This window comes from Bacillus sp. FSL K6-3154 (assembly GCF_040869395.1).
GTDB lineage: Bacteria > Bacillota > Bacilli > Bacillales > Bacillaceae > Bacillus > Bacillus safensis.
This window is the reverse complement of the sequence record NZ_CP152033.1, coordinates 1,699,763-1,721,528: the sequence shown is the minus strand read 5'-3', so window position 1 is coordinate 1,721,528 and position 21,766 is coordinate 1,699,763. Positions and strand designations below refer to the sequence as shown.

General features: G+C 42.3%; 14 protein-coding genes, 2 tRNA genes and 3 rRNA genes. 6 read left to right on the top strand and 13 right to left on the bottom strand.

Annotated elements, in window-relative coordinates:
* Window positions 1–137: 137 nt before the first annotated feature.
* Complete coding sequence (gene guaB / locus MHH61_RS08925) at window positions 138–1,604, bottom strand: IMP dehydrogenase (RefSeq protein WP_025092697.1); 1,467 nt, start codon at window positions 1,602–1,604, stop codon at window positions 138–140.
* A gap of 121 nt (window positions 1,605–1,725) precedes the next feature.
* Here guaB and MHH61_RS08920 point away from each other — a divergent pair, with 121 nt between their 5' ends.
* The gene (locus MHH61_RS08920) at window positions 1,726–2,694 is read left to right on the top strand and encodes a YaaC family protein (protein ID WP_024426750.1); all 969 of its coding nucleotides are present in this window, start codon (window positions 1,726–1,728) and stop codon (window positions 2,692–2,694) included.
* 11 nt (window positions 2,695–2,705) lie between these two features.
* Here the strand turns inward: MHH61_RS08920 and rrf are convergent.
* The 12 genes from rrf to dnaA form a co-directional block, all read right to left on the bottom strand.
* Window positions 2,706–2,821, bottom strand: a 5S ribosomal RNA gene (gene rrf, locus MHH61_RS08915).
* 61 nt (window positions 2,822–2,882) lie between these two features.
* Window positions 2,883–5,813, bottom strand: a 23S ribosomal RNA gene (locus tag MHH61_RS08910).
* Window positions 5,814–5,911: 98 nt separating this feature from the next.
* Window positions 5,912–5,987 (bottom strand) — tRNA-Ala (locus tag MHH61_RS08905).
* 14 nt (window positions 5,988–6,001) lie between these two features.
* Window positions 6,002–6,078, bottom strand: a tRNA-Ile gene (locus MHH61_RS08900).
* 95 nt (window positions 6,079–6,173) lie between these two features.
* A 16S ribosomal RNA gene (locus MHH61_RS08895) occupies window positions 6,174–7,722 on the bottom strand.
* Together the 16S, 23S and 5S rRNA genes with 2 tRNA genes alongside form the textbook arrangement of a ribosomal RNA operon.
* A gap of 363 nt (window positions 7,723–8,085) precedes the next feature.
* A complete protein-coding gene (gene gyrA / locus MHH61_RS08890) occupies window positions 8,086–10,590 on the bottom strand; it encodes a DNA gyrase subunit A (RefSeq protein WP_024424078.1) in 2,505 nt (834 codons plus the stop codon).
* A 232-nt stretch (window positions 10,591–10,822) separates the two neighbouring features.
* The gene (gene gyrB, locus MHH61_RS08885; protein ID WP_024424077.1) at window positions 10,823–12,739 is read right to left on the bottom strand and encodes a DNA topoisomerase (ATP-hydrolyzing) subunit B; all 1,917 of its coding nucleotides are present in this window, start codon (window positions 12,737–12,739) and stop codon (window positions 10,823–10,825) included.
* A gap of 57 nt (window positions 12,740–12,796) precedes the next feature.
* Entirely contained in the window at window positions 12,797–13,042 is a 246-nt protein-coding gene (remB, locus tag MHH61_RS08880; protein WP_056766786.1) for an extracellular matrix regulator RemB, read from the bottom strand.
* A 17-nt stretch (window positions 13,043–13,059) separates the two neighbouring features.
* A complete protein-coding gene (gene recF, locus MHH61_RS08875) occupies window positions 13,060–14,172 on the bottom strand; it encodes a DNA replication/repair protein RecF (RefSeq protein ID WP_024424075.1) in 1,113 nt (370 codons plus the stop codon).
* A 16-nt stretch (window positions 14,173–14,188) separates the two neighbouring features.
* On the bottom strand, window positions 14,189–14,404 hold the full coding sequence (gene yaaA, locus MHH61_RS08870) for a S4 domain-containing protein YaaA (protein ID WP_008360916.1): 216 nt from the start codon (window positions 14,402–14,404) through the stop codon (window positions 14,189–14,191).
* A gap of 150 nt (window positions 14,405–14,554) precedes the next feature.
* The gene (dnaN, locus tag MHH61_RS08865) at window positions 14,555–15,691 is read right to left on the bottom strand and encodes a DNA polymerase III subunit beta (protein WP_024424074.1); all 1,137 of its coding nucleotides are present in this window, start codon (window positions 15,689–15,691) and stop codon (window positions 14,555–14,557) included.
* A 196-nt stretch (window positions 15,692–15,887) separates the two neighbouring features.
* A complete protein-coding gene (gene dnaA, locus MHH61_RS08860; RefSeq protein WP_024424073.1) occupies window positions 15,888–17,228 on the bottom strand; it encodes a chromosomal replication initiator protein DnaA in 1,341 nt (446 codons plus the stop codon).
* A 620-nt stretch (window positions 17,229–17,848) separates the two neighbouring features.
* On the opposite strand from dnaA, the gene rpmH reads away from it, so the two are divergent.
* The 5 genes from rpmH (at window position 17,849) to mnmE (ending at window position 21,763) form a co-directional block, all read left to right on the top strand.
* Window positions 17,849–17,983, top strand: coding sequence for a 50S ribosomal protein L34 (gene rpmH / locus MHH61_RS08855; RefSeq protein WP_073208224.1), 135 nt, complete (start codon window positions 17,849–17,851; stop codon window positions 17,981–17,983).
* Between the two features lie 78 nt (window positions 17,984–18,061).
* Window positions 18,062–18,421 carry a ribonuclease P protein component gene (gene rnpA, locus MHH61_RS08850; RefSeq protein ID WP_024427652.1) on the top strand — a complete coding sequence of 120 codons (360 nt, stop codon included), beginning with the start codon at window positions 18,062–18,064 and terminating at the stop codon, window positions 18,419–18,421.
* A gap of 158 nt (window positions 18,422–18,579) precedes the next feature.
* Entirely contained in the window at window positions 18,580–19,362 is a 783-nt protein-coding gene (gene spoIIIJ / locus MHH61_RS08845) for a YidC family membrane integrase SpoIIIJ (protein ID WP_087976621.1), read from the top strand.
* A complete protein-coding gene (gene jag, locus MHH61_RS08840; protein ID WP_024424071.1) occupies window positions 19,359–19,982 on the top strand; it encodes an RNA-binding cell elongation regulator Jag/EloR in 624 nt (207 codons plus the stop codon). The genes spoIIIJ and jag overlap by 4 nt, the downstream gene beginning before the upstream one ends.
* A gap of 401 nt (window positions 19,983–20,383) precedes the next feature.
* Complete coding sequence (gene mnmE / locus MHH61_RS08835; RefSeq protein ID WP_024424070.1) at window positions 20,384–21,763, top strand: tRNA uridine-5-carboxymethylaminomethyl(34) synthesis GTPase MnmE; 1,380 nt, start codon at window positions 20,384–20,386, stop codon at window positions 21,761–21,763.
* Window positions 21,764–21,766 lie beyond the last annotated feature (3 nt).

Below are 21,766 nucleotides of genomic sequence, written 5' to 3'. Positions count from 1 at the left end.
TTTTTCGACGTTTTTCATATATATGTAATCCACAAGGGCTTATCTCAACACAACAGTATAAATTTTATCACAATAAAGACAAAAAAAATAGACAGAGTCATAGACCCTGTCAAATGTAATTTGATTGTCACAATTTATCAAGAAATTGTGTAGTTTGGTGATTCTTTTGTAATTTGTACATCATGTGGATGACTCTCACGAAGTCCTGCACCCGTCATACGAATGAACTGTGCTTCTTCTCTAAGAGTGCGTAAATCCTTTGTTCCACAATAACCCATACCAGAACGAATACCGCCAACTAGTTGATACACTGTATCAACGACCGGCCCTTTGTATGGTGTACGGCCTTCAATACCTTCAGGAACGAATTTTTTATTATCTTCTTGGAAGTAACGATCTTTACTTCCTTTTTCCATTGCAGCGACAGAACCCATACCACGGTAAACTTTAAATCGTCTACCTTGGAAAATTTCTGTTTCGCCTGGGCTTTCAGATGTACCAGCTAGAAGGCTTCCCAGCATAACAGCATGTCCGCCAGATGCTAATGCTTTCACGATATCACCTGAATATTTAATTCCACCATCTGCAATAATAGCTTTACCATGTTTTCTTGCTTCTGTTGCACAGTCATAGATCGCTGTGATTTGTGGTACACCGACACCTGCAACAACACGTGTTGTACAAATAGATCCTGGTCCGATACCTACTTTTACAATATCTGCTCCTGCTTCAAACAATGCTTTTGTTGCTTCGGCTGTTGCAACATTACCAGCAATGATGTTAAGAGAAGGATACGTTTCACGGATTTTCGATACAGTGTTTAGAACACCTTGAGAATGACCGTGTGCTGTATCAATGACAATGACATCCACATTGGCTTCAACTAATTTTTTCACACGTGTCATTGTATCGCCAGTGACACCAACAGCGGCACCAACAATTAAACGGCCATGTGCATCTTTAGAGGAGTTAGGGAATTCAATCACTTTTTCAATATCTTTGATTGTGATAAGACCTTTTAACGTTCCTTCGTCATCTAAAAGAGGTAATTTTTCAATCTTGTACTGCTGTAGGATTTTTTCAGCTTCTTCTAATGTTGTACCAACAGAAGCTGTCACAAGTTCCTCTTTTGTCATCACGTCGCTAATCTTCATTGAATAATCCGAAATAAAACGAAGGTCACGGTTCGTAATAATACCAACAAGCTTTTGGTCTTGTTCGTTGTTGACAATCGGCACACCTGAAATACGGTATTTACCCATCAAATGCTCTGCATCAAATACTTGATGCTCTGGTGTTAAGAAGAATGGATTTGTAATAACACCGCGCTCTGAACGTTTTACTTTATCCACCTGTTCTGCTTGCTGTTCAATGGACATGTTCTTATGAATAATACCAAGACCACCTTGACGTGCCATTGCAATCGCCATTTGTGATTCCGTCACTGTGTCCATTCCCGCACTGATAATTGGAATGTTTAGCTTTAATGTGCTTGTTAGCTCCACTGATAAATCGACATCACGCGGAAGTACTTCAGACTTTGCTGGAACAAGCAAAACATCGTCAAACGTCAAACCTTCTTTTGAAAATTTACTTTCCCACATTAGTAAATCCCCCTCTTTTCGGCAAAATATTATATGTAGATTATCAACTAGCAAACAGCATGTCAAGGAAGCAACAAACAGTTGCAATTTTTAGAAAATATAAAGAGAGTTGAGGAAGAAGATGAAAAGTTCAGGATGGAAGGATTTAAAACGTTTTTACTCGCTCGAAACCTCCCAAAAGTTTCTATTTCAACAATATGAGAAACGGAACATTCAAGATGCAAACCAGCAAGCCTATAAAAACTGTGAACGATTTATTTACTTTCTAAAACATGGCCACACGTTTTATGAACAGGCTGCGATCGCGCCTCTAGAACTTAAACCCATTTTATTGTTTTATGGAATGGCACAGCTGCTAAAAGCATGTTTGCTGACGGTAGACCCCCATTATCCTTCTCAAACCTCTGTTTTAGCTCATGGTGTAACATCAAGGAAGAGAAAGAAACAGCATTACCGTTTTAGTGAAGATGAGGTGAAAATCCAAAGAAATGGGCTATGTATGCATGTGTTAAAGCATCTATTTCAATTAAATGGTCTTGAAGATGAGCGATTTACGATGATCCATCTCCTGTCTAAAATACCTGAAATGAGTCATATTCTGGAGTTTCAAAAGCAGCCCTCGACTTTAGTTAAAGTAGAAAAGGCTAATGGAATGATGATTCAAGATCATATTCCATTACTTTATAACATGTCTGCTGAACGGTTTATTGAATACTTTGAGTTTCATACAAGCTGGAAACTCAAACAGAGAGAGGCTAAAAAACTGACGTTTGATGTATTTCTTGAAGAAAACCCAGCACTTGCTACTCATCTTCATTATGATTTAGAAATGGATCAATGGTTTATACCGTCAACACGAGATGCTTTTCTAGGGATTCCTGAGATCATCAGCCATTACTTATTGATGTATAACCTTAGTATGATTGCCCGCTACGAAACAGAATGGTGGTACGAGCTGCTGTCTCAATACATTAGCGATGATTACGTCATGATTGAACGCTACATGGAGATTGCAGAAGAGAAGTTCCCAGCTTACATCATGATGCTGTTAGAAGAAAAAACAAAAAAGACCAGTTCCGACTGGAACTGATCCTTATAGAAGCTTGGCGGCGTCCTACTCTCACAGGGGGAAACCCCCAACTACCATCGGCGCTGAAGAGCTTAACTTCCGTGTTCGGTATGGGAACGGGTGTGACCTCTTCGCTATCGCCACCAAACCTGATGGAGAGAATGTTCTCTCAAAACTAGATAACAATGTTCATGCTTCACATTAGAATATAGGTTAAGTCCTCGATCTATTAGTATCTGTCAGCTCCACGTGTCACCACGCTTCCACCTCAGACCTATCAACCTGATCATCTTTCAGGGATCTTACTTCCTTGCGGAATGGGAAATCTCATCTTGAGGGGGGCTTCATGCTTAGATGCTTTCAGCACTTATCCCGTCCGCACATAGCTACCCAGCGATGCCCTTGGCAGAACAACTGGTACACCAGCGGTGCGTCCATCCCGGTCCTCTCGTACTAAGGACAGCTCCTCTCAAATTTCCTGCGCCCGCGACGGATAGGGACCGAACTGTCTCACGACGTTCTGAACCCAGCTCGCGTACCGCTTTAATGGGCGAACAGCCCAACCCTTGGGACCGACTACAGCCCCAGGATGCGATGAGCCGACATCGAGGTGCCAAACCTCCCCGTCGATGTGGACTCTTGGGGGAGATAAGCCTGTTATCCCCGGGGTAGCTTTTATCCGTTGAGCGATGGCCCTTCCATGCGGAACCACCGGATCACTAAGCCCGACTTTCGTCCCTGCTCGACTTGTAGGTCTCGCAGTCAAGCTCCCTTGTGCCTTTACACTCTGCGAATGATTTCCAACCATTCTGAGGGAACCTTTGGGCGCCTCCGTTACATTTTAGGAGGCGACCGCCCCAGTCAAACTGCCCACCTGACACTGTCTCCCTGCCCGATAAGGGCAGCGGGTTAGAAGGTCAATACAGCCAGGGTAGTATCCCACCGATGCCTCCACCGAAGCTAGCGCTCCGGTTTCCAAGGCTCCTACCTATCCTGTACAAGCTGTACCAACATTCAATATCAGGCTGCAGTAAAGCTCCACGGGGTCTTTCCGTCCTGTCGCGGGTAACCTGCATCTTCACAGGTACTATAATTTCACCGAGTCTCTCGTTGAGACAGTGCCCAGATCGTTGCGCCTTTCGTGCGGGTCGGAACTTACCCGACAAGGAATTTCGCTACCTTAGGACCGTTATAGTTACGGCCGCCGTTTACTGGGGCTTCAATTCGCACCTTCGCTTACGCTAAGCGCTCCTCTTAACCTTCCAGCACCGGGCAGGCGTCAGCCCCTATACTTCGCCTTACGGCTTCGCAGAGACCTGTGTTTTTGCTAAACAGTCGCCTGGGCCTATTCACTGCGGCTTCTCGGGGCTTTAACACCCTAAGAAGCACCCCTTCTCCCGAAGTTACGGGGTCATTTTGCCGAGTTCCTTAACGAGAGTTCTCTCGATCACCTTAGGATTCTCTCCTCGCCTACCTGTGTCGGTTTGCGGTACGGGCACCTCTCACCTCGCTAGAGGCTTTTCTTGGCAGTGTGGAATCAGGAACTTCGCTACTAAATTTCGCTCGCCATCACAGCTCAGCCTTTACGGGAAACGGATTTGCCTATTTCCCAGCCTAACTGCTTGGACGCGGATATCCAATACCGCGCTTACCCTATCCTCCTGCGTCCCCCCATTGCTCAAATGGTGAGGAGGTGGTACAGGAATATCAACCTGTTGTCCATCGCCTACGCCTTTCGGCCTCGGCTTAGGTCCCGACTAACCCTGAGCGGACGAGCCTTCCTCAGGAAACCTTAGGCATTCGGTGGACGGGATTCTCACCCGTCTTTCGCTACTCATACCGGCATTCTCACTTCTAAGCGCTCCACCAGTCCTTCCGGTCTGGCTTCACAGCCCTTAGAACGCTCTCCTACCACTGTTCGTAAGAACAGTCCGCAGCTTCGGTGATACGTTTAGCCCCGGTACATTTTCGGCGCAGAGTCACTCGACCAGTGAGCTATTACGCACTCTTTAAATGGTGGCTGCTTCTAAGCCAACATCCTGGTTGTCTAAGCAACTCCACATCCTTTTCCACTTAACGTATACTTTGGGACCTTAGCTGGCGGTCTGGGCTGTTTCCCTTTCGACTACGGATCTTATCACTCGCAGTCTGACTCCCAAGGATAAGTCATCGGCATTCGGAGTTTGACTGAATTCGGTAACCCGGTAGGGGCCCCTAGTCCAATCAGTGCTCTACCTCCGAGACTCTTACCTTGAGGCTAGCCCTAAAGCTATTTCGGAGAGAACCAGCTATCTCCAGGTTCGATTGGCATTTCACCCCTACCCACACCTCATCCCCGCACTTTTCAACGTGCGTGGGTTCGGGCCTCCATTCAGTGTTACCTGAACTTCACCCTGGACATGGGTAGATCACCTGGTTTCGGGTCTACGACCACGTACTCATGCGCCCTATTCAGACTCGCTTTCGCTGCGGCTCCGCATCTTCTGCTTAACCTTGCACGGGATCGTAACTCGCCGGTTCATTCTACAAAAGGCACGCCATCACCCGTTAACGGGCTCTGACTACTTGTAGGCACACGGTTTCAGGATCTATTTCACTCCCCTTCCGGGGTGCTTTTCACCTTTCCCTCACGGTACTGGTTCACTATCGGTCACTAGGGAGTATTTAGCCTTGGGAGATGGTCCTCCCGGATTCCGACGGAATTTCACGTGTTCCGCCGTACTCAGGATCCACTCTGGAGAGAATGACATTTCAGTTACAGGGCTGTTACCTTCTTTGGCGGGCCTTTCCAGACCTCTTCGCTTATATCATTCCTTTGTAACTCCGTATAGAGTGTCCTACAACCCCAAGAGGCAAGCCTCTTGGTTTGGGCTGTTCCCGTTTCGCTCGCCGCTACTCAGGGAATCGCATTTGCTTTCTCTTCCTCCGGGTACTTAGATGTTTCAGTTCCCCGGGTATGCCTTCTCATACTCTATGTATTCAAGTATGGATACTACTCCATTACGAGCAGTGGGTTTCCCCATTCGGAAATCTCCGGATCAAAGCTTGCTTACAGCTCCCCGAAGCATATCGGTGTTCGTCCCGTCCTTCATCGGCTCCTAGTGCCAAGGCATCCACCGTGCGCCCTTTCTAACTTAACCATTTCTTACTTTAGAAAGAATCACTATGTGTGATGAACTTTGCATTGCATTCAATGTGAATGTATTACTTATTGTTATCTAGTTTTCAAAGAACACGTTGGTGGAGCCTAGCGGGATCGAACCGCTGACCTCCTGCGTGCAAGGCAGGCGCTCTCCCAGCTGAGCTAAGGCCCCAATTTAATAGAAGATGGTGGGCCTGAGTGGACTCGAACCACCGACCTCACGCTTATCAGGCGTGCGCTCTAACCAGCTGAGCTACAGGCCCATCTTTCATATCGAAGATATGATGTTGTAGGATCTTTTGCAAGTTCCTTCAAAACTAAACAAGACGAAAACGTACGCTGCTCCATATATCCTTAGAAAGGAGGTGATCCAGCCGCACCTTCCGATACGGCTACCTTGTTACGACTTCACCCCAATCATCTGCCCCACCTTCGGCGGCTGGCTCCATAAAGGTTACCTCACCGACTTCGGGTGTTGCAAACTCTCGTGGTGTGACGGGCGGTGTGTACAAGGCCCGGGAACGTATTCACCGCGGCATGCTGATCCGCGATTACTAGCGATTCCAGCTTCACGCAGTCGAGTTGCAGACTGCGATCCGAACTGAGAACAGATTTATGGGATTGGCTAAACCTTGCGGTCTTGCAGCCCTTTGTTCTGTCCATTGTAGCACGTGTGTAGCCCAGGTCATAAGGGGCATGATGATTTGACGTCATCCCCACCTTCCTCCGGTTTGTCACCGGCAGTCACCTTAGAGTGCCCAACTGAATGCTGGCAACTAAGATCAAGGGTTGCGCTCGTTGCGGGACTTAACCCAACATCTCACGACACGAGCTGACGACAACCATGCACCACCTGTCACTCTGTCCCCGAAGGGAAAGCCCTATCTCTAGGGTTGTCAGAGGATGTCAAGACCTGGTAAGGTTCTTCGCGTTGCTTCGAATTAAACCACATGCTCCACCGCTTGTGCGGGCCCCCGTCAATTCCTTTGAGTTTCAGTCTTGCGACCGTACTCCCCAGGCGGAGTGCTTAATGCGTTAGCTGCAGCACTAAGGGGCGGAAACCCCCTAACACTTAGCACTCATCGTTTACGGCGTGGACTACCAGGGTATCTAATCCTGTTCGCTCCCCACGCTTTCGCTCCTCAGCGTCAGTTACAGACCAGAGAGTCGCCTTCGCCACTGGTGTTCCTCCACATCTCTACGCATTTCACCGCTACACGTGGAATTCCACTCTCCTCTTCTGCACTCAAGTTTCCCAGTTTCCAATGACCCTCCCCGGTTGAGCCGGGGGCTTTCACATCAGACTTAAGAAACCGCCTGCGAGCCCTTTACGCCCAATAATTCCGGACAACGCTTGCCACCTACGTATTACCGCGGCTGCTGGCACGTAGTTAGCCGTGGCTTTCTGGTTAGGTACCGTCAAGGTGCGAGCAGTTACTCTCGCACTTGTTCTTCCCTAACAACAGAGCTTTACGATCCGAAAACCTTCATCACTCACGCGGCGTTGCTCCGTCAGACTTTCGTCCATTGCGGAAGATTCCCTACTGCTGCCTCCCGTAGGAGTCTGGGCCGTGTCTCAGTCCCAGTGTGGCCGATCACCCTCTCAGGTCGGCTACGCATCGTCGCCTTGGTGAGCCATTACCCCACCAACTAGCTAATGCGCCGCGGGTCCATCTGTAAGTGACAGCCGAAACCGTCTTTCATCCTTGAACCATGCGGTTCAAGGAACTATCCGGTATTAGCTCCGGTTTCCCGGAGTTATCCCAGTCTTACAGGCAGGTTACCCACGTGTTACTCACCCGTCCGCCGCTAACATCCGGGAGCAAGCTCCCTTCTGTCCGCTCGACTTGCATGTATTAGGCACGCCGCCAGCGTTCGTCCTGAGCCAGGATCAAACTCTCCGAAAAAGTACAAAACCGAAGTTTTGCTTTTCGCCAGTTTGACTGACTACCTATGAAGTATCATAGGATTTTTTATAAAAACTCGAATTAACAGGTACGTTTTGTCTTGTTTAGTTTTCAAAGAACTTGTGTGTCACTCTCTCAAAGCGACCACTTAAATATATCATATATCTCTATCAACAGTCAACATTTTTCTTGAAAAACATTTTATTTTTTTAAGAAGTTTCCACTGTAAAAGAGATAAAAAATAGAGCCTCTTTTTGCTCCTTTGAAAGATTAACACATATCTATGAAAAAAGCATTATAAATTTCAAAAAAACTCATGTTTTTTTAGAAAAAAATAAAGCCGGTGAAGAACCGGCTTTATTTTTACTCAGATTGCTCTTGATCTGACTCTATAGTTTCTACGTTTTCTTCACTATTCTCTTCATCATCTTCTTGTGATTGTTCAACTAATGCCACTGTAGCGACATGTTCATCATCACCTAGACGAATCAGGCGGACACCTTGAGTGACTCGACCTGTTGTTGAAATATCTGAAACGGCCATACGAATGATCACGCCGCTTCCTGTAATAATCATCAAGTCCTCTTCAGCTTCAGCATTCGTCGCCTTCACTGCGACAAGCGGACCATTGTTATCAGTGATTTTACATGTTTTAAGACCTTTACCGCCCCGACTTTGAACACGATATTCTTTTTCAGGTGTTAACTTACCATACCCTTTTTCGGTGACGATCAATACGTTTGCATCTGGCTCAAGGATTTCCATCCCAACGACGATGTCATCTTCAGAAAGCGTAATTCCTTTCACGCCAGCTGCCGTACGCCCCATTTCACGAACATCTGTCTCGTCGAAACGAATCAGCATACCTTTTTTCGTTCCAATGATGATTTGTTTTTCTCCATTAGTTAAACGGACAGCCATCAGTTCATCTTCGTCACGAAGACTTAATGCGATAAGTCCATTGTTTCGAATGTTGGCAAACTGAGACAATGAGGTTCGTTTTGATACACCGTGTCTTGTTGTAAAGAAGAGATACGAATCTTCATCAAATTCGCTTACCGGAATAATGGCATTAATCCACTCTCCCTTTTCTACTTCAAGCAGGTTAATAATCGGAATCCCTTTCGCTGTCCGTCCGAATTCAGGAATCTCATATCCCTTCGCACGATAAACCTTCCCTTTATTAGAGAAGAAGAGGATTGTATCATGGGTAGATGTTGAAATCAGCTGTTCTACGAAATCATCCTCATTGGTTCCCATCCCTTGAACACCTTTACCGCCTCTTTTTTGACTGCGGTATGTTGATGCAGGCAGACGCTTGATATAACCATTATGAGTCAGCGTAATCACGATGTTTTCAACAGGAATCAAATCTTCGTCTTCAATTGTTTCAATACCTGCTGTCACAATTTCAGTACGGCGCGTATCATTGAAACGTTCTTTGATTTCTGTTAACTCTTCTCTAATGATTTCAAGAACTTTTTCATTGTCTGCTAAAATGGCTTTCAACTCAGCAATCAAATCAACAAGTCCTTTGTATTCTTCTTCTATCTTTTCTCTTTCCAAACCAGTTAAGCGCTGAAGACGCATATCAAGAATGGCCTGTGCTTGTTTTTCGGACAAGCTATAGTTCTCCATTAAGCCATTTCTCGCGATTTCAGCAGTTTGAGAGCTTCTAATTAATGCAATGACTTCATCTAAGTGGTCAAGGGCAATTCTTAAACCTTCTAGAATATGAGCTCTTGCTTCGGCTTTACGAAGTTCATATGCTGTTCTTCTGCGAATAATCACTTTTTGATGCTCTAAATAATATTCAAGACATTGTTTGAGGGACAAGACTTTCGGCTGTCCATCAACTAGTGCCAATAAGTTGATCCCAAATGACGTTTGAAGTGTCGTTTGTTTATAAAGATTGTTTAATAGAACGTGGGCGTTCGCGTCTCTTCGCAGTTCAATCACGATCCGCATTCCATTACGATCAGACTCGTCACGGAGATCTGTAATGCCATCGATCTTTTTATCGCGCACAAGATCAGCGATTTTTTCGATCAAACGTGCTTTATTGACCTGATATGGAATTTCATTAATGACAATCCGCTGCTTACCGCTGGATGTTTCTTCGATGATAGACTTTGCACGTAATGTAATAGAACCTCGGCCTGTTTCATATGCTTTGCGGATTCCGCTTCGGCCAATGATTTGTCCCGCAGTTGGGAAGTCTGGTCCTGGAATGATCTCCATTAGTTCCTGTGTAGTCATTTCTGGGTTTTGACTTATCGCCAGTACCCCATCAATCACTTCACCTAGCTGGTGAGGCGGAATGTTTGTTGCCATCCCTACAGCGATACCTGTTGCCCCGTTGACTAATAAGTTCGGGAAACGAGCAGGCATGACGATTGGTTCTCTTTCACTGCCATCGTAGTTATCTTGATAATCAATCGTATCCTTAGTGATATCACGCAGGATTTCCATTGAAATTTTAGATAGACGCGCCTCAGTATAACGCATTGCCGCTGCACCGTCTCCATCGACAGAACCAAAGTTCCCGTGGCCTTCAACCAGCATATTTCGATAGTTGAAGTCTTGCGCCATACGAACCATCGCTTCGTATACAGCGCTGTCACCGTGAGGGTGGTACTTACCGATAACTTCCCCAACGATACGTGCAGATTTCTTAAATGGTTTATCACTTGTCATACCTAGGTCATTCATCGCATACAAAATTCTTCGATGCACGGGCTTCAATCCGTCTCGCACATCTGGTAATGCACGCGAAACAATAACACTCATTGCATAATCTAAAAAGGACGTACGCATTTCTTGACTAATATTTACTTCGCGTACATTTGGTGTATGTTGTTCACTCACTATAAGAACCTCCCTTTACGTATCACATGAAATAAATTATGTGGGAGTAAAATATGTATTTATCTTCACAAGACTATTCTCCATTATATCAATAATCTCGGCTTTATACACATTTATTTACTAGAAAATCAACGAAAACACGGAAAACCAGGACATTCGTTACACGCCCCTATTTCTTGAAAAACAACCTTATTCCAAACAAGAAATAAGGTTGTTCTCAGGAGGGATCTATCTAAATATCAAGGTTTTTCACGTATTGCGCATTTTCTTCGATAAAGTTTCGTCTCGGTTCTACTTTATCTCCCATCAGCATTTCAAATGTCTCATCAGCATCGATCGCATCCTCAAGTGTGACTTGAAGAAGTGTTCTCGCATCAGGGTCCATTGTTGTTTCCCAAAGCTGAGCAGCATTCATTTCTCCAAGACCTTTATAACGCTGAAGTCCAGGCTTTGGTGTTTGAGGAAGTGATTTTAACAGCTCATCCAGCTGTTTATCGTTATACACGTACTCCACACGTTTTCCTTGCTGCACTTTATATAAAGGCGGCTGCGCAATATACACATAACCGTTTTCAATGATTTCACGCATGTAGCGATAGAAGAATGTTAAGAGCAGCGTTCGAATGTGTGCTCCATCCACATCGGCATCTGTCATGATCACAATTTTGTGATAGCGTGCTTTCTCTAAAGTAAAGTCTTCTCCGATTCCAGTTCCTAACGCTGTAATCATTGAACGAACCTCGTTGTTCGATAAAATTTTATCTAAACGAGCTTTTTCTACGTTTAGGATCTTCCCTCTTAACGGTAAGATCGCTTGGAAGTGACGATCACGGCCTTGTTTAGCAGATCCGCCCGCAGAATCTCCCTCTACAATATAGAGTTCAGAGATGGAAGGATCTTTAGAAGAACAGTCCGCCAGTTTCCCAGGTAAGCTGGAGACTTCCAGTGCACTTTTACGTCTTGTCAGCTCACGAGCTTTTTTGGCAGCCATTCTTGCACGAGCTGCCATCAGTCCTTTTTCCACAATTTTTTTCGCAGAATCAGGATTTTCAAGCAAGAATTTCTCAAGTGCTTCAGAGAAAAGGGAGTCTGTGATGGTTCTCGCTTCTGAGTTCCCAAGCTTTGTCTTCGTTTGTCCTTCGAATTGAGGGTCTGGATGTTTGATGGAGATAATGGCTGTTAAGCCTTCTCGCACATCTTCACCACTTAAATTCGCATCCCCATCTTTGAATACGCCATTTTTACGAGCATAGTCATTGATGACACGCGTTAGACCGGTTTTAAAACCAGCTTCGTGTGTTCCGCCTTCATACGTGTTGATATTGTTGGCGAAGGAATAGATATTGCTTGTATAGGAATCGTTATATTGTAATGCTACTTCAACGGTGATTCCGTCTTTCTCACCTTCGATGTACACAGGTTCTTCATGAACGACTTCTTTTGAACGGTTTAAATGTTCTACATAGCTCTTAATACCGCCTTCGTAGCAGTATTCATTTCTCCGCTCTTTGCCTTCACGCAAGTCTTCTATGATGATGTTTACACCTTTTGTTAAGAAGGCTAACTCACGAACACGGTTAGCAAGTGTATCGTAATCAAATTCAATGGTTTCCGTGAAAATTTCTGGATCTGGCACAAAGTGAGTGGTTGTCCCGGTTACATCTGTTTCACCAATAACCTCTAAATCTCCCACTGGAACGCCGCGTTTGAACTGCTGATAATGGATTTTCCCGTCACGGTATACAGTCACGTCTAAGGTAGTAGATAATGCATTTACAACAGATGCCCCTACACCATGCAGACCGCCTGATACTTTATAACCGCTGCCGTCAAATTTACCGCCAGCGTGAAGAACAGTCATAATGACCTCTACGGCAGGACGCCCCATTTTCTCATGAATTCCAACAGGAATCCCGCGGCCATTATCTTTTACTGTAATGCTGTTATCTTTTTCAATTTGCACTGTAATGTCTGTACAATAACCAGCTAATGCCTCATCAATACTGTTGTCGACAATTTCCCATACAAGATGGTGAAGCCCTTTTGCATTGGTTGACCCAATGTACATTCCTGGACGTTTTCTAACAGCTTCTAGTCCTTCAAGCACCTGTATCTGATTTTCATCATAACTATTATGTTGCTGTTCCATTGCCACGTACATTCACCTACACTTTTCTTAAACGATATATTTATATGAATTGAGTTTTTAGACTTCAATTTCAACCACAAACGAAGCACGTTTTTTGAGCGTGCTTGAGGAAAGAGGAGAGTAATAAACAGATTCAGTTGTGACGACAATGGATTTGGGTGTCCCTTGTGATAACGAAATGATATGTTTCTCTTGTTTTTGTAGAAATTCTTCTACAACAGAAGACGACCTCATTTTGTAATCAACAATTGCGACAATCTCTCGTGTAGAAACAACACAATCATCACCTAAATGAATATACAAGACTCACACCTCATTTATCAGTCAATTACTTTTCCACTGGCTACTCTGAAAATTTCCGCTTCTTTCAGGGTGGCGTGATCAATGCCTTCAACACTTGTTGTGGTGACGAAGGTCTGTACACGTCCCTGAATGGTATGGAGCAAATGAGACTGTCTGTAATCATCAAGTTCAGATAACACATCATCAAGTAGAAGAATAGGATATTCTCCGATTTCTTCATGTATCAGATCAATTTCTGCCAGCTTTAGTGAAAGAGCTGTTGTTCTTTGCTGCCCTTGAGAGCCATATGTCTGAACATCCCGACCATTCACAAAGAAAAGCAGGTCATCTCTGTGAGGTCCCCACAGTGTCACCCCTCGGTCGATTTCTCTCTCTCTTAGTTTCTGAAACGATTCTTCATAGCTATTCTTTATTTTCGACAAGTCTGACGCTTCTGATACCTCTATTGCCGTCTGGTATTGGAGCGTAAGTGTTTCTAGCTCTCTAGAAATCCCAAAATGCAGCGGCTGCGCCCATTTTTCGAGCTGTTTCGTAAAAGTCAGTCGTCTTTTGACCACTTTCGCTGCCGCATCAATCAACTGCTCTGTTAAAATCTCCAGCATCGCTTGATCCGTTTGCTTTCTTGTCTGCAATTGTTTCAAGTAATGATTCCGCTGAGAGAGGATTTTTTGATAGAGCGATAAATCATGCAAGTAGACAGCAGAAACTTGTCCAATCTCCATGTCGAGGAATCTTCTGCGGATTTGCGGGCTGCCCTTCACAAGACTTAAGTCCTCTGGCGCAAACATAATGGTGTTTAACGCACCAACATAATGACTGAGCTTCTGTTGTTCAATGTGATTGACCTTGCCCTTTTTCCCTTTTTTTGAGATCACGAGCTGCATTGGGAGTGGACCATTTTTTTTAATGACTCTACCTTCTATTTTAGCATAGTCTTGGTCCCATCGGATAAGTTCTTTATCATTTGACGTACGATGAGACTTTGCCATCGACAATACATAGATCGCTTCCATCAAGTTCGTTTTACCTTGGGCATTCTCACCGATCATGACATTCACCTTATTGTCGAATTGAAGCTCGGTGTGTTCATAGTTTCGGTATGAAGTTAACGCCAGACTTTGAATGTACATGTATTGTCACCCGTTTCTAATTCACAACTTGAAATGTGCCGTAACCTTCAATCTCGACAACATCTCCTGGGTATAGTTTGCGTCCCCGTCTATTATCTGGCTCTTGATTAATGAACACCTCATGTTCACTTAAAAACCATTTCGCCATTCCGCCAGATTGGATGACTTCGGCTAATTTCAAAAACTGCCCTAATGTAATCATTTCTGTTTCAATGGTTATAAGATTAGGCATTGTATCGACCTCTTTCAATATCACTAATATCTAATTGTACTAAAAAACAAGACAAGAAGGAAAGGGGGAAAGCGAACTGGGATGAAAGAAAGCATGGAAAACGAGAAGAAAAGCTGCTGTGCACTCACACAGCAGCCATTTTAGATTGAATTAATACGTTCTTACCGGAAGAATCAATTGCAAGATAGAATCATCATTTGGCGTACGCAGCAGGAACGGTCTCATTGCACCAGTGAAGCTTACATGAATATCTGTTCCCTCTAATACTTTTAACGCATCCAGCATATATTTTGGACTGAAGGAGATTTTAAGATCTTCCCCTTTAATGTCATCTGCTTGAACCGTCTCCACCACTTTACCGATCTCAGGCGAATTAGAAGATATTTCAAGGCTTTGTTCAGGATCAGCTGACAGTTTCACGACATTATTACGTCCTTCTCTTGCCAAAAGTGATGCACGATCAATGGCCTGAAGGAACTCTTTCGTGTTGACCACGACATCCGTTTTACTTTCTTGCGGGATCAGACGGGCCGTATCTGGATAATTTCCATCCAGCAACCTTGAGAAGAACAGTACGTTTTGTGCTTTAAAAAGAACTTGGGTTTCTGTAATGACGATGCTCACAAGATCTTGTCCATCATCAAGAATTTTACTTAGCTCAGTTAAACTCTTCCCTGGAATCACGACATTATACGAACTTTCCTCGTTAATATCTAACTTCGCTTTTCTTAAAGCAAGACGGTGGCTATCCGTTGCTGTGCATATTAATTCACCTTTTTCAACCTTCCAGTTTACACCTGTCAAGATAGGTCGTGTTTCTGAGGTGGACACTGCAAAAACAGTTTGACGAATTAAGTTTTTAAGCAGATCTGTCGGAATTTGAAATGCATGATGCTCTTCAATTTGTGGAAGATGCGGATATTCTTCAGCATCTAAGCCGTTTAAGTTAAATTCCGCTGAACCAGAGCGGATAATAGTCAGGTGATTTTGTTCTACTTCAATTTCGACAGTAGACATAGGCAGTTTCTTTACAATTTCACTAAAGAAGCGGGCTTGAAGCACAATACTTCCCGGACGATCAATGGTGATAACCTCTAAATCTCCATCTCTTTGAGGAATGAAAGATTCAATTGAGATATCAGAATCGCTTCCTGTTAGAGAAACCCCTTCATCAGACGCAACAATTTTAATCCCTGTCAAAATAGGAATCGTTGTTCTAGAGGATACGGCCTTTAATACATCTTGGACACTTTGGACAAGACGATCTTTTTGAATCGTGAATTTCATAGTGGTCCTCCTAAATTTTCTTAATGACATGTATATATATTTTATTAATAAAAATCGTAGAAGTAATAGTAGGGCTTGTGAATATGTGGATAAGTCGAGAAAAAGAAAGGAAAGACAGCCTATCCACATGTGGACAGACTGTGTATGACTATGCTCTAGTTATTCACATTTTCCCGTACTCATTATATCAGCTTGATTATTTTAATTGTTCTTTGATCTCTTTGACATGCTGCTGAAGCTGTTCATCTTCAACAATTAATTTCGAAATCTTCTCATGAGCATGAATGACAGTCGTATGATCACGACCGCCAAATTCTTCTCCGATTTTAGGCAGAGAGGAATCGGTCATTTCTCTAGAGAGGTACATGGCAATTTGTCTTGGATAAGCAACTGACTTTGTACGTTTCTTTGCTTTGAAATCCTCTAATCGAATATTAAATTGCTGCCCTACAATTCTTTGAATATCTTTAATTGTAATGACCTTAGGCTTTGATGAAGGAATGATGTCCTTTAGCGCCTCAGCTGCTAGATCTGCATTAATGTCTTTATTAATTAAAGAAGAGTAAGCAACGACACGAATCAAAGCACCCTCCAGCTCACGAATGTTGCTGTCGATTTGATTGGCAATGTACAGCATGACTTCATTTGGAATGTCTAAGCCTTCTGCCTTTGCTTTTTTTCGAAGGATCGCGATACGCGTTTCTAGATCTGGCGGGGTAATGTCTGTAATTAAGCCCCATTCAAATCGAGAGCGTAATCTGTCTTCAAGTGTCGGAATTTCCTTCGGAGGCCGGTCACTAGAAATGACGATTTGCTTACTTTCTTCGTGAAGTGTGTTGAATGTATGGAAAAACTCTTCTTGTGTTTGTTCTTTTCCTGCTAAAAATTGAATATCATCTATCAAAAGCACATCTACATTCCGATAGCGGTTACGGAAGTCGACAGCTTTGTTATCTCGGATTGAGTTGATAAATTCATTAGTAAATTTTTCAGATGATAGATAGACCACTTTGGCTGATGGATTATGGTCGATCACGTAATGACCAATCGCATGCATCAAGTGAGTCTTTCCTAAACCAACGCCCCCATAAATAAAAAGCGGGTTATATGCTTTTGCTGGTGCTTCCGCGACTGCAAGTGAAGCGGCATGAGCAAAACGGTTGCCTGAACCAATAACAAAAGTATCAAATGTATATTTTGGATTCAGCATATTTTGTGGAATGTCAACGGGCTCTTCTTTAGACATTTTTTTGATAGGAGACTTTGGCATGGCTTCCTCTTCATCCTGATTTTGAGGAATAATAAATTTAATGCTGAGCTCTTCACCTGTTAGTTCATAGATGGTATCAGCAATTAAGTGAAGATATCTTGACTCTAGCCAATCTCTAGCAAATTCATTAGGTGCCGTAATTGTAAGCGTATCTCCCTGAAGAGAATGGGCTTTTGTCGATTTCATCCATGTCTCAAAACTGGGTTTGCTCAATTTTGTCTCTATTTTTTGAAGTGCTTTATTCCACAGATCCAAAATATTTTCCATAAGGCCTCTCCCCCCTCCTTTTCTTTTTAAAATGACCAGTATCAAACTGTTATAGAACACGAAAAAGAGCAAATGGTCATCACCATTCGTGCACATACATTGTTGAAAACAATTAATATAGTAGAAAAACGTCTTTTCGACAAATTACACAAGCTGTGGATAAACAATTCAACAGGCTGTGTAATAACTTTCCACAGGTTATCCACAAATTGTGGATAATATAAATAGGCCAGATAAGTAATTAAGAGTTAAAACACAAATATAATATCAAAATAAACAAGATGGTGCAATGGGTGTCACAAACTTATCCACACACTTTACATCCTGTTGAAAAATAATTATCCACATCGGTTATTTGTGTGAAAAAAATGTCGATAATGGGTGTGGATAGTCTAAATATGCCGGAAAAATATCCACATTCTTGTTTTGAAGGTTTTTTAGGAGGAAAAAAAGAATAAAATGCTGGAAACTAAAAAAGAAGGTTTCTTCGTTTGATAACTTATGTTATGCTTATAAGGTTGATAATAAGAGTTTTATCATTGATATTGACAATCGATGGGTTACACAAATATAATGAGTTAGACTGTCTTAAACAGCTATTCCTCAGGGAGGTGTCATAAATGAAAAGAACGTTTCAACCAAATAACCGTAAGCGTAGTAAAGTTCATGGCTTCCGCAGCCGTATGAGTACTAAAAACGGACGTCTAGTTTTAAAGCGACGCCGCAGCAAAGGTAGAAAAAAATTATCAGCTTAGGCCACTGAATAATGTCAGTGGTCTTTTTTACATAAAATCGTAAATGAACTGTCAGTTTTTATCGGAGTGGAAGAAAACATGAAGAAGCGAAACAGGCTAAAAAAAAATGAAGAGTTTCAAAAGGTGTTCAAAAAAGGTCAATCAATGGCAAATCGCCAATTCGTTATTTACCAGCTGGATCAGCCAAATCAAGTTGAACTGCGTTTAGGATTGTCTGTCAGTAAGAAGATTGGTAATGCAGTGATTAGAAACCGAATAAAACGTCTGATCCGTCAGGTGTTTTTAGAGGAAGGCCATAAGTTAAAGCAAGAAAAAGACTACATTGTCATTGCACGAAAACCAGCGAGTGAATTGACCTTTGAAGAAACAAAGAAGTCTCTCCAACATTTATTTAGAAAATCCGCTGTTTATCAACAACAACCGAAAAAGTCTTCGTAATAGAAACTTTCGTTGAATCAATTTTTAAAAGCGCTTCCTTCATCTAGTGAATTAAAATGAAACCACCACTTTACAAAGAAAAAATGTTACCATACTGATTAGGTGAGTCACTTTCTTAATCAATTCCAACTTAAATAAAGTTTGAAGTAATGGGAGGAATCTTGTTGAAAAGGCGATTATTACTAATATTTAGCTTGATTGGCGTATTGGTTTTATTGGCAGGATGTACACAGATCAATGAACCAATTACATCAGATAGTAAGGGATTCTGGAATTCTTATATTGTTTACCCGCTATCTCAATTAATCACGTACATGGCAAACTTAACTGGTGAAAACTATGGTGTAGCGATTATTATTGTGACACTATTAATTCGCTTGCTTATTTTACCATTAATGATTAAACAGTTAAGAAGTACAAAAGCGATGCAAGCATTACAGCCTGAATTGAAAAAGCTTCGTGAAAAATATAGCTCTAAAGATCAAAAAACACAGCAGCAGCTTCAGCAGGAAACAATGGCCCTTTTTCAAAAAAATGGCGTCAATCCATTAGCAGGCTGTTTCCCAATTTTAATTCAAATGCCAATCCTTATTGGTTTCTATCATGCAATTATGAGAACAGCAGAAATTAAAAAGCATACATTCTTATGGTTTGACTTAGGCAGCCCAGATCCATTGTTCCTATTACCGATTATTGCGGGTGTAGCTACTTTCATTCAGCAAAAGCTGATGATGGCTGGAAATCCTTCGGACAACCCTCAAATGGCTATCATGTTATGGGTGATGCCGATTATGATCGTTGTGTTTGCAATTAGTTTCCCAGCAGCACTTTCATTGTACTGGGTTGTAGGTAACATTTTCATGATCATTCAAACATTGGTGATTAAAACACCTCAAGTAAAAGTTGATACAAAAGAAAAAGCTGGCGGGAATAAAAAATGAAGGAAATAACTGCTGTCGGTCGCACAATCGAAGAAGCAGTAGATTCCGGATTGAAACAAATTCAGCTACTACAAGAAGAAGTAGAAATCACAATAGTAGATGAAGGAAATAAAGGGTTTTTAGGATTATTTGGTAAAAGACAAGCTGTGGTCAAGTTAGTAGAAAAGATAAATGCATTTAAATTAGCTACACAGTATTTAGATAAAATTGTTAAGTCTATTGATCCTAAAGCAAAGATTATTTCCAAACAGGAACCGAAAAAGATTTCTTACCACATTGATGGAGATAAAACGTCATTAATGATTGGAAAAAGAGGCCAAACACTGTACTCTTTAGAAACGTTGGTACAGCTAGTGTTTAATCGTTATTCTGATCAGTATCATCATATAACAATTGATATTGGTGATTATAGGAAGAAACGACAAGAAGCACTTGAACAATATGCAGTCAAAACAGCAAATCGGGTTTTAAAAACGAAGAGAAAGGTTCATTTAGAACCAATGCCTTCGAATGAACGAAAAATTGTTCATGATGCGATTGCTGCATTCTCTAAAGAACTTGCAACGGCATCTGAAGATACAGGCAGCAAACGTCATGTTGTGGTGCTGTATAAAAAATAGCAGAAAGGCTAAGATTCAGCAAAGCTGGATTTTAGTCTTTTTTTATTGAAAAATTACCTTTTATAGAGGATTCATCCTTTATTTCTAAAAAATGAGTGTGTGATATGGGTGCAAAACGCCAATTTAACAAGTAAGTATAGGGATCAGGGCGTTTAAATTTATTGGATTTAGGTGTAAGATGTGAAGACAAGTTTCAAACGTCGTTATTCACATGTGGATAAGTTAAGTGTTAAAATAGATAAGATGCAAAGCTGTGGATAATTAGATATGGGATACTTTCACTTCGCTTTCATTTATGGTATCTTTAAATTTTGGATTAAGCGTTTTTGATATAGAGATGGACAATGTCCATTTAATAGATAACAGACTGTTTATTAAGTAGAGAAAGAGGTGAATGAGTGATGGATACAATTGCAGCAATTTCTACACCGATGGGTGAAGGAGCAATTGCGATTATTCGTTTAAGCGGGCCTGATGCGGTACAGATTGCTGATCGGATGTATAAAGGTCCTAAGGAGAAAAAACTTGTATCGGTGGATTCACATACGATTCATTATGGTCATATTGTGGACTCTAGCACTGAGCAAGTCATAGAAGAGGTCATGGTGTCAGTATTACGAGCACCAAAAACATTTACGAGAGAAGACGTTATTGAGATTAACTGCCATGGCGGAATTGTAACGGTCAATAAAGTACTGCAGCTTGCTTTAAGAGAAGGAGCAAGATTAGCGGAGCCAGGTGAGTTTACAAAACGAGCTTTCTTAAATGGAAGAATTGATCTTTCACAGGCTGAAGCGGTAATGGATTTGATTCGTGCAAAGACAGATCGTGCGATGAATGTAGCGATTACTCAAATGGAGGGACGACTCTCCGGTTTGATTAAACGACTTCGCGGTGAGATATTGGAAACTCTGGCTCATGTTGAAGTCAATATTGACTATCCTGAGTATGACGATGTTGAAGAAATGACGCATCGAGTTTTAGTTGAAAAGGCAACATCAGTGAAAAAGGAAATTGAGTCACTGCTAACTACTTCTCAGCAGGGGAAAATACTTCGTGAGGGCTTATCCACTGTCATTATTGGAAGACCGAATGTTGGGAAGTCTTCCTTGTTGAATAGTCTTGTACAGGAAACAAAAGCGATTGTAACGGATATTCCTGGAACAACGAGAGATGTCATTGAGGAGTATGTAAATGTTAGAGGTGTACCGCTTCGTTTAGTCGATACTGCGGGTATACGTGAGACGGAGGACATTGTTGAGCGTATAGGGGTTGAACGATCTAGACAGGTCTTAAAAGAAGCTGACCTGATTTTACTTGTGCTCAATTATAGCGAGGAATTGTCAGAAGAGGATATCAAACTATTTGAGGCCGTCTCAGGCATGGATATCATTGTGATCGTGAATAAGACAGATCTTGAGCCTAAGCTTGATATCGAAAAGGTCAAGCAGTTAGCGAAGGATCGTCCGGTGGTTACTACATCATTATTACAAGAAAAGGGGATTGATGAGCTCGAAATTGCGATTCAATCATTATTCTTCACGGGTTCAATTGAAAGTGGAGATTTAACGTATGTAAGTAACACAAGGCATATTGCCCTTCTTCAGGCAGCAAAACAATCCATTGAGGATGCTCTTGAAGGAATTGAAATGGACGTACCGATCGACATAGTTCAAATAGATTTAACACGCTGCTGGGAACAGCTGGGTGAAATTATTGGGGATGCTGTTCATGAAAGCTTGATTGATCAGTTATTCTCTCAATTCTGTTTAGGAAAGTAAAGG

Coding starts and splice junctions, on each gene's coding strand:
- rnpA (WP_024427652.1), top strand. CDS start 18,062: ATGAAGAAGCGAAACAGGCTAAAAAAAAATGAAGAGTTTCAAAAGGTG.
- dnaA (WP_024424073.1), bottom strand. CDS start 17,228: ATGGAAAATATTTTGGATCTGTGGAATAAAGCACTTCAAAAAATAGAG.
- MHH61_RS08920 (WP_024426750.1), top strand. CDS start 1,726: ATGAAAAGTTCAGGATGGAAGGATTTAAAACGTTTTTACTCGCTCGAA.
- guaB (WP_025092697.1), bottom strand. CDS start 1,604: ATGTGGGAAAGTAAATTTTCAAAAGAAGGTTTGACGTTTGACGATGTT.
- yaaA (WP_008360916.1), bottom strand. CDS start 14,404: ATGCCTAATCTTATAACCATTGAAACAGAAATGATTACATTAGGGCAG.
- rpmH (WP_073208224.1), top strand. CDS start 17,849: ATGAAAAGAACGTTTCAACCAAATAACCGTAAGCGTAGTAAAGTTCAT.
- dnaN (WP_024424074.1), bottom strand. CDS start 15,691: ATGAAATTCACGATTCAAAAAGATCGTCTTGTCCAAAGTGTCCAAGAT.
- mnmE (WP_024424070.1), top strand. CDS start 20,384: ATGGATACAATTGCAGCAATTTCTACACCGATGGGTGAAGGAGCAATT.
- recF (WP_024424075.1), bottom strand. CDS start 14,172: ATGTACATTCAAAGTCTGGCGTTAACTTCATACCGAAACTATGAACAC.
- gyrB (WP_024424077.1), bottom strand. CDS start 12,739: ATGGAACAGCAACATAATAGTTATGATGAAAATCAGATACAGGTGCTT.
- jag (WP_024424071.1), top strand. CDS start 19,359: ATGAAGGAAATAACTGCTGTCGGTCGCACAATCGAAGAAGCAGTAGAT.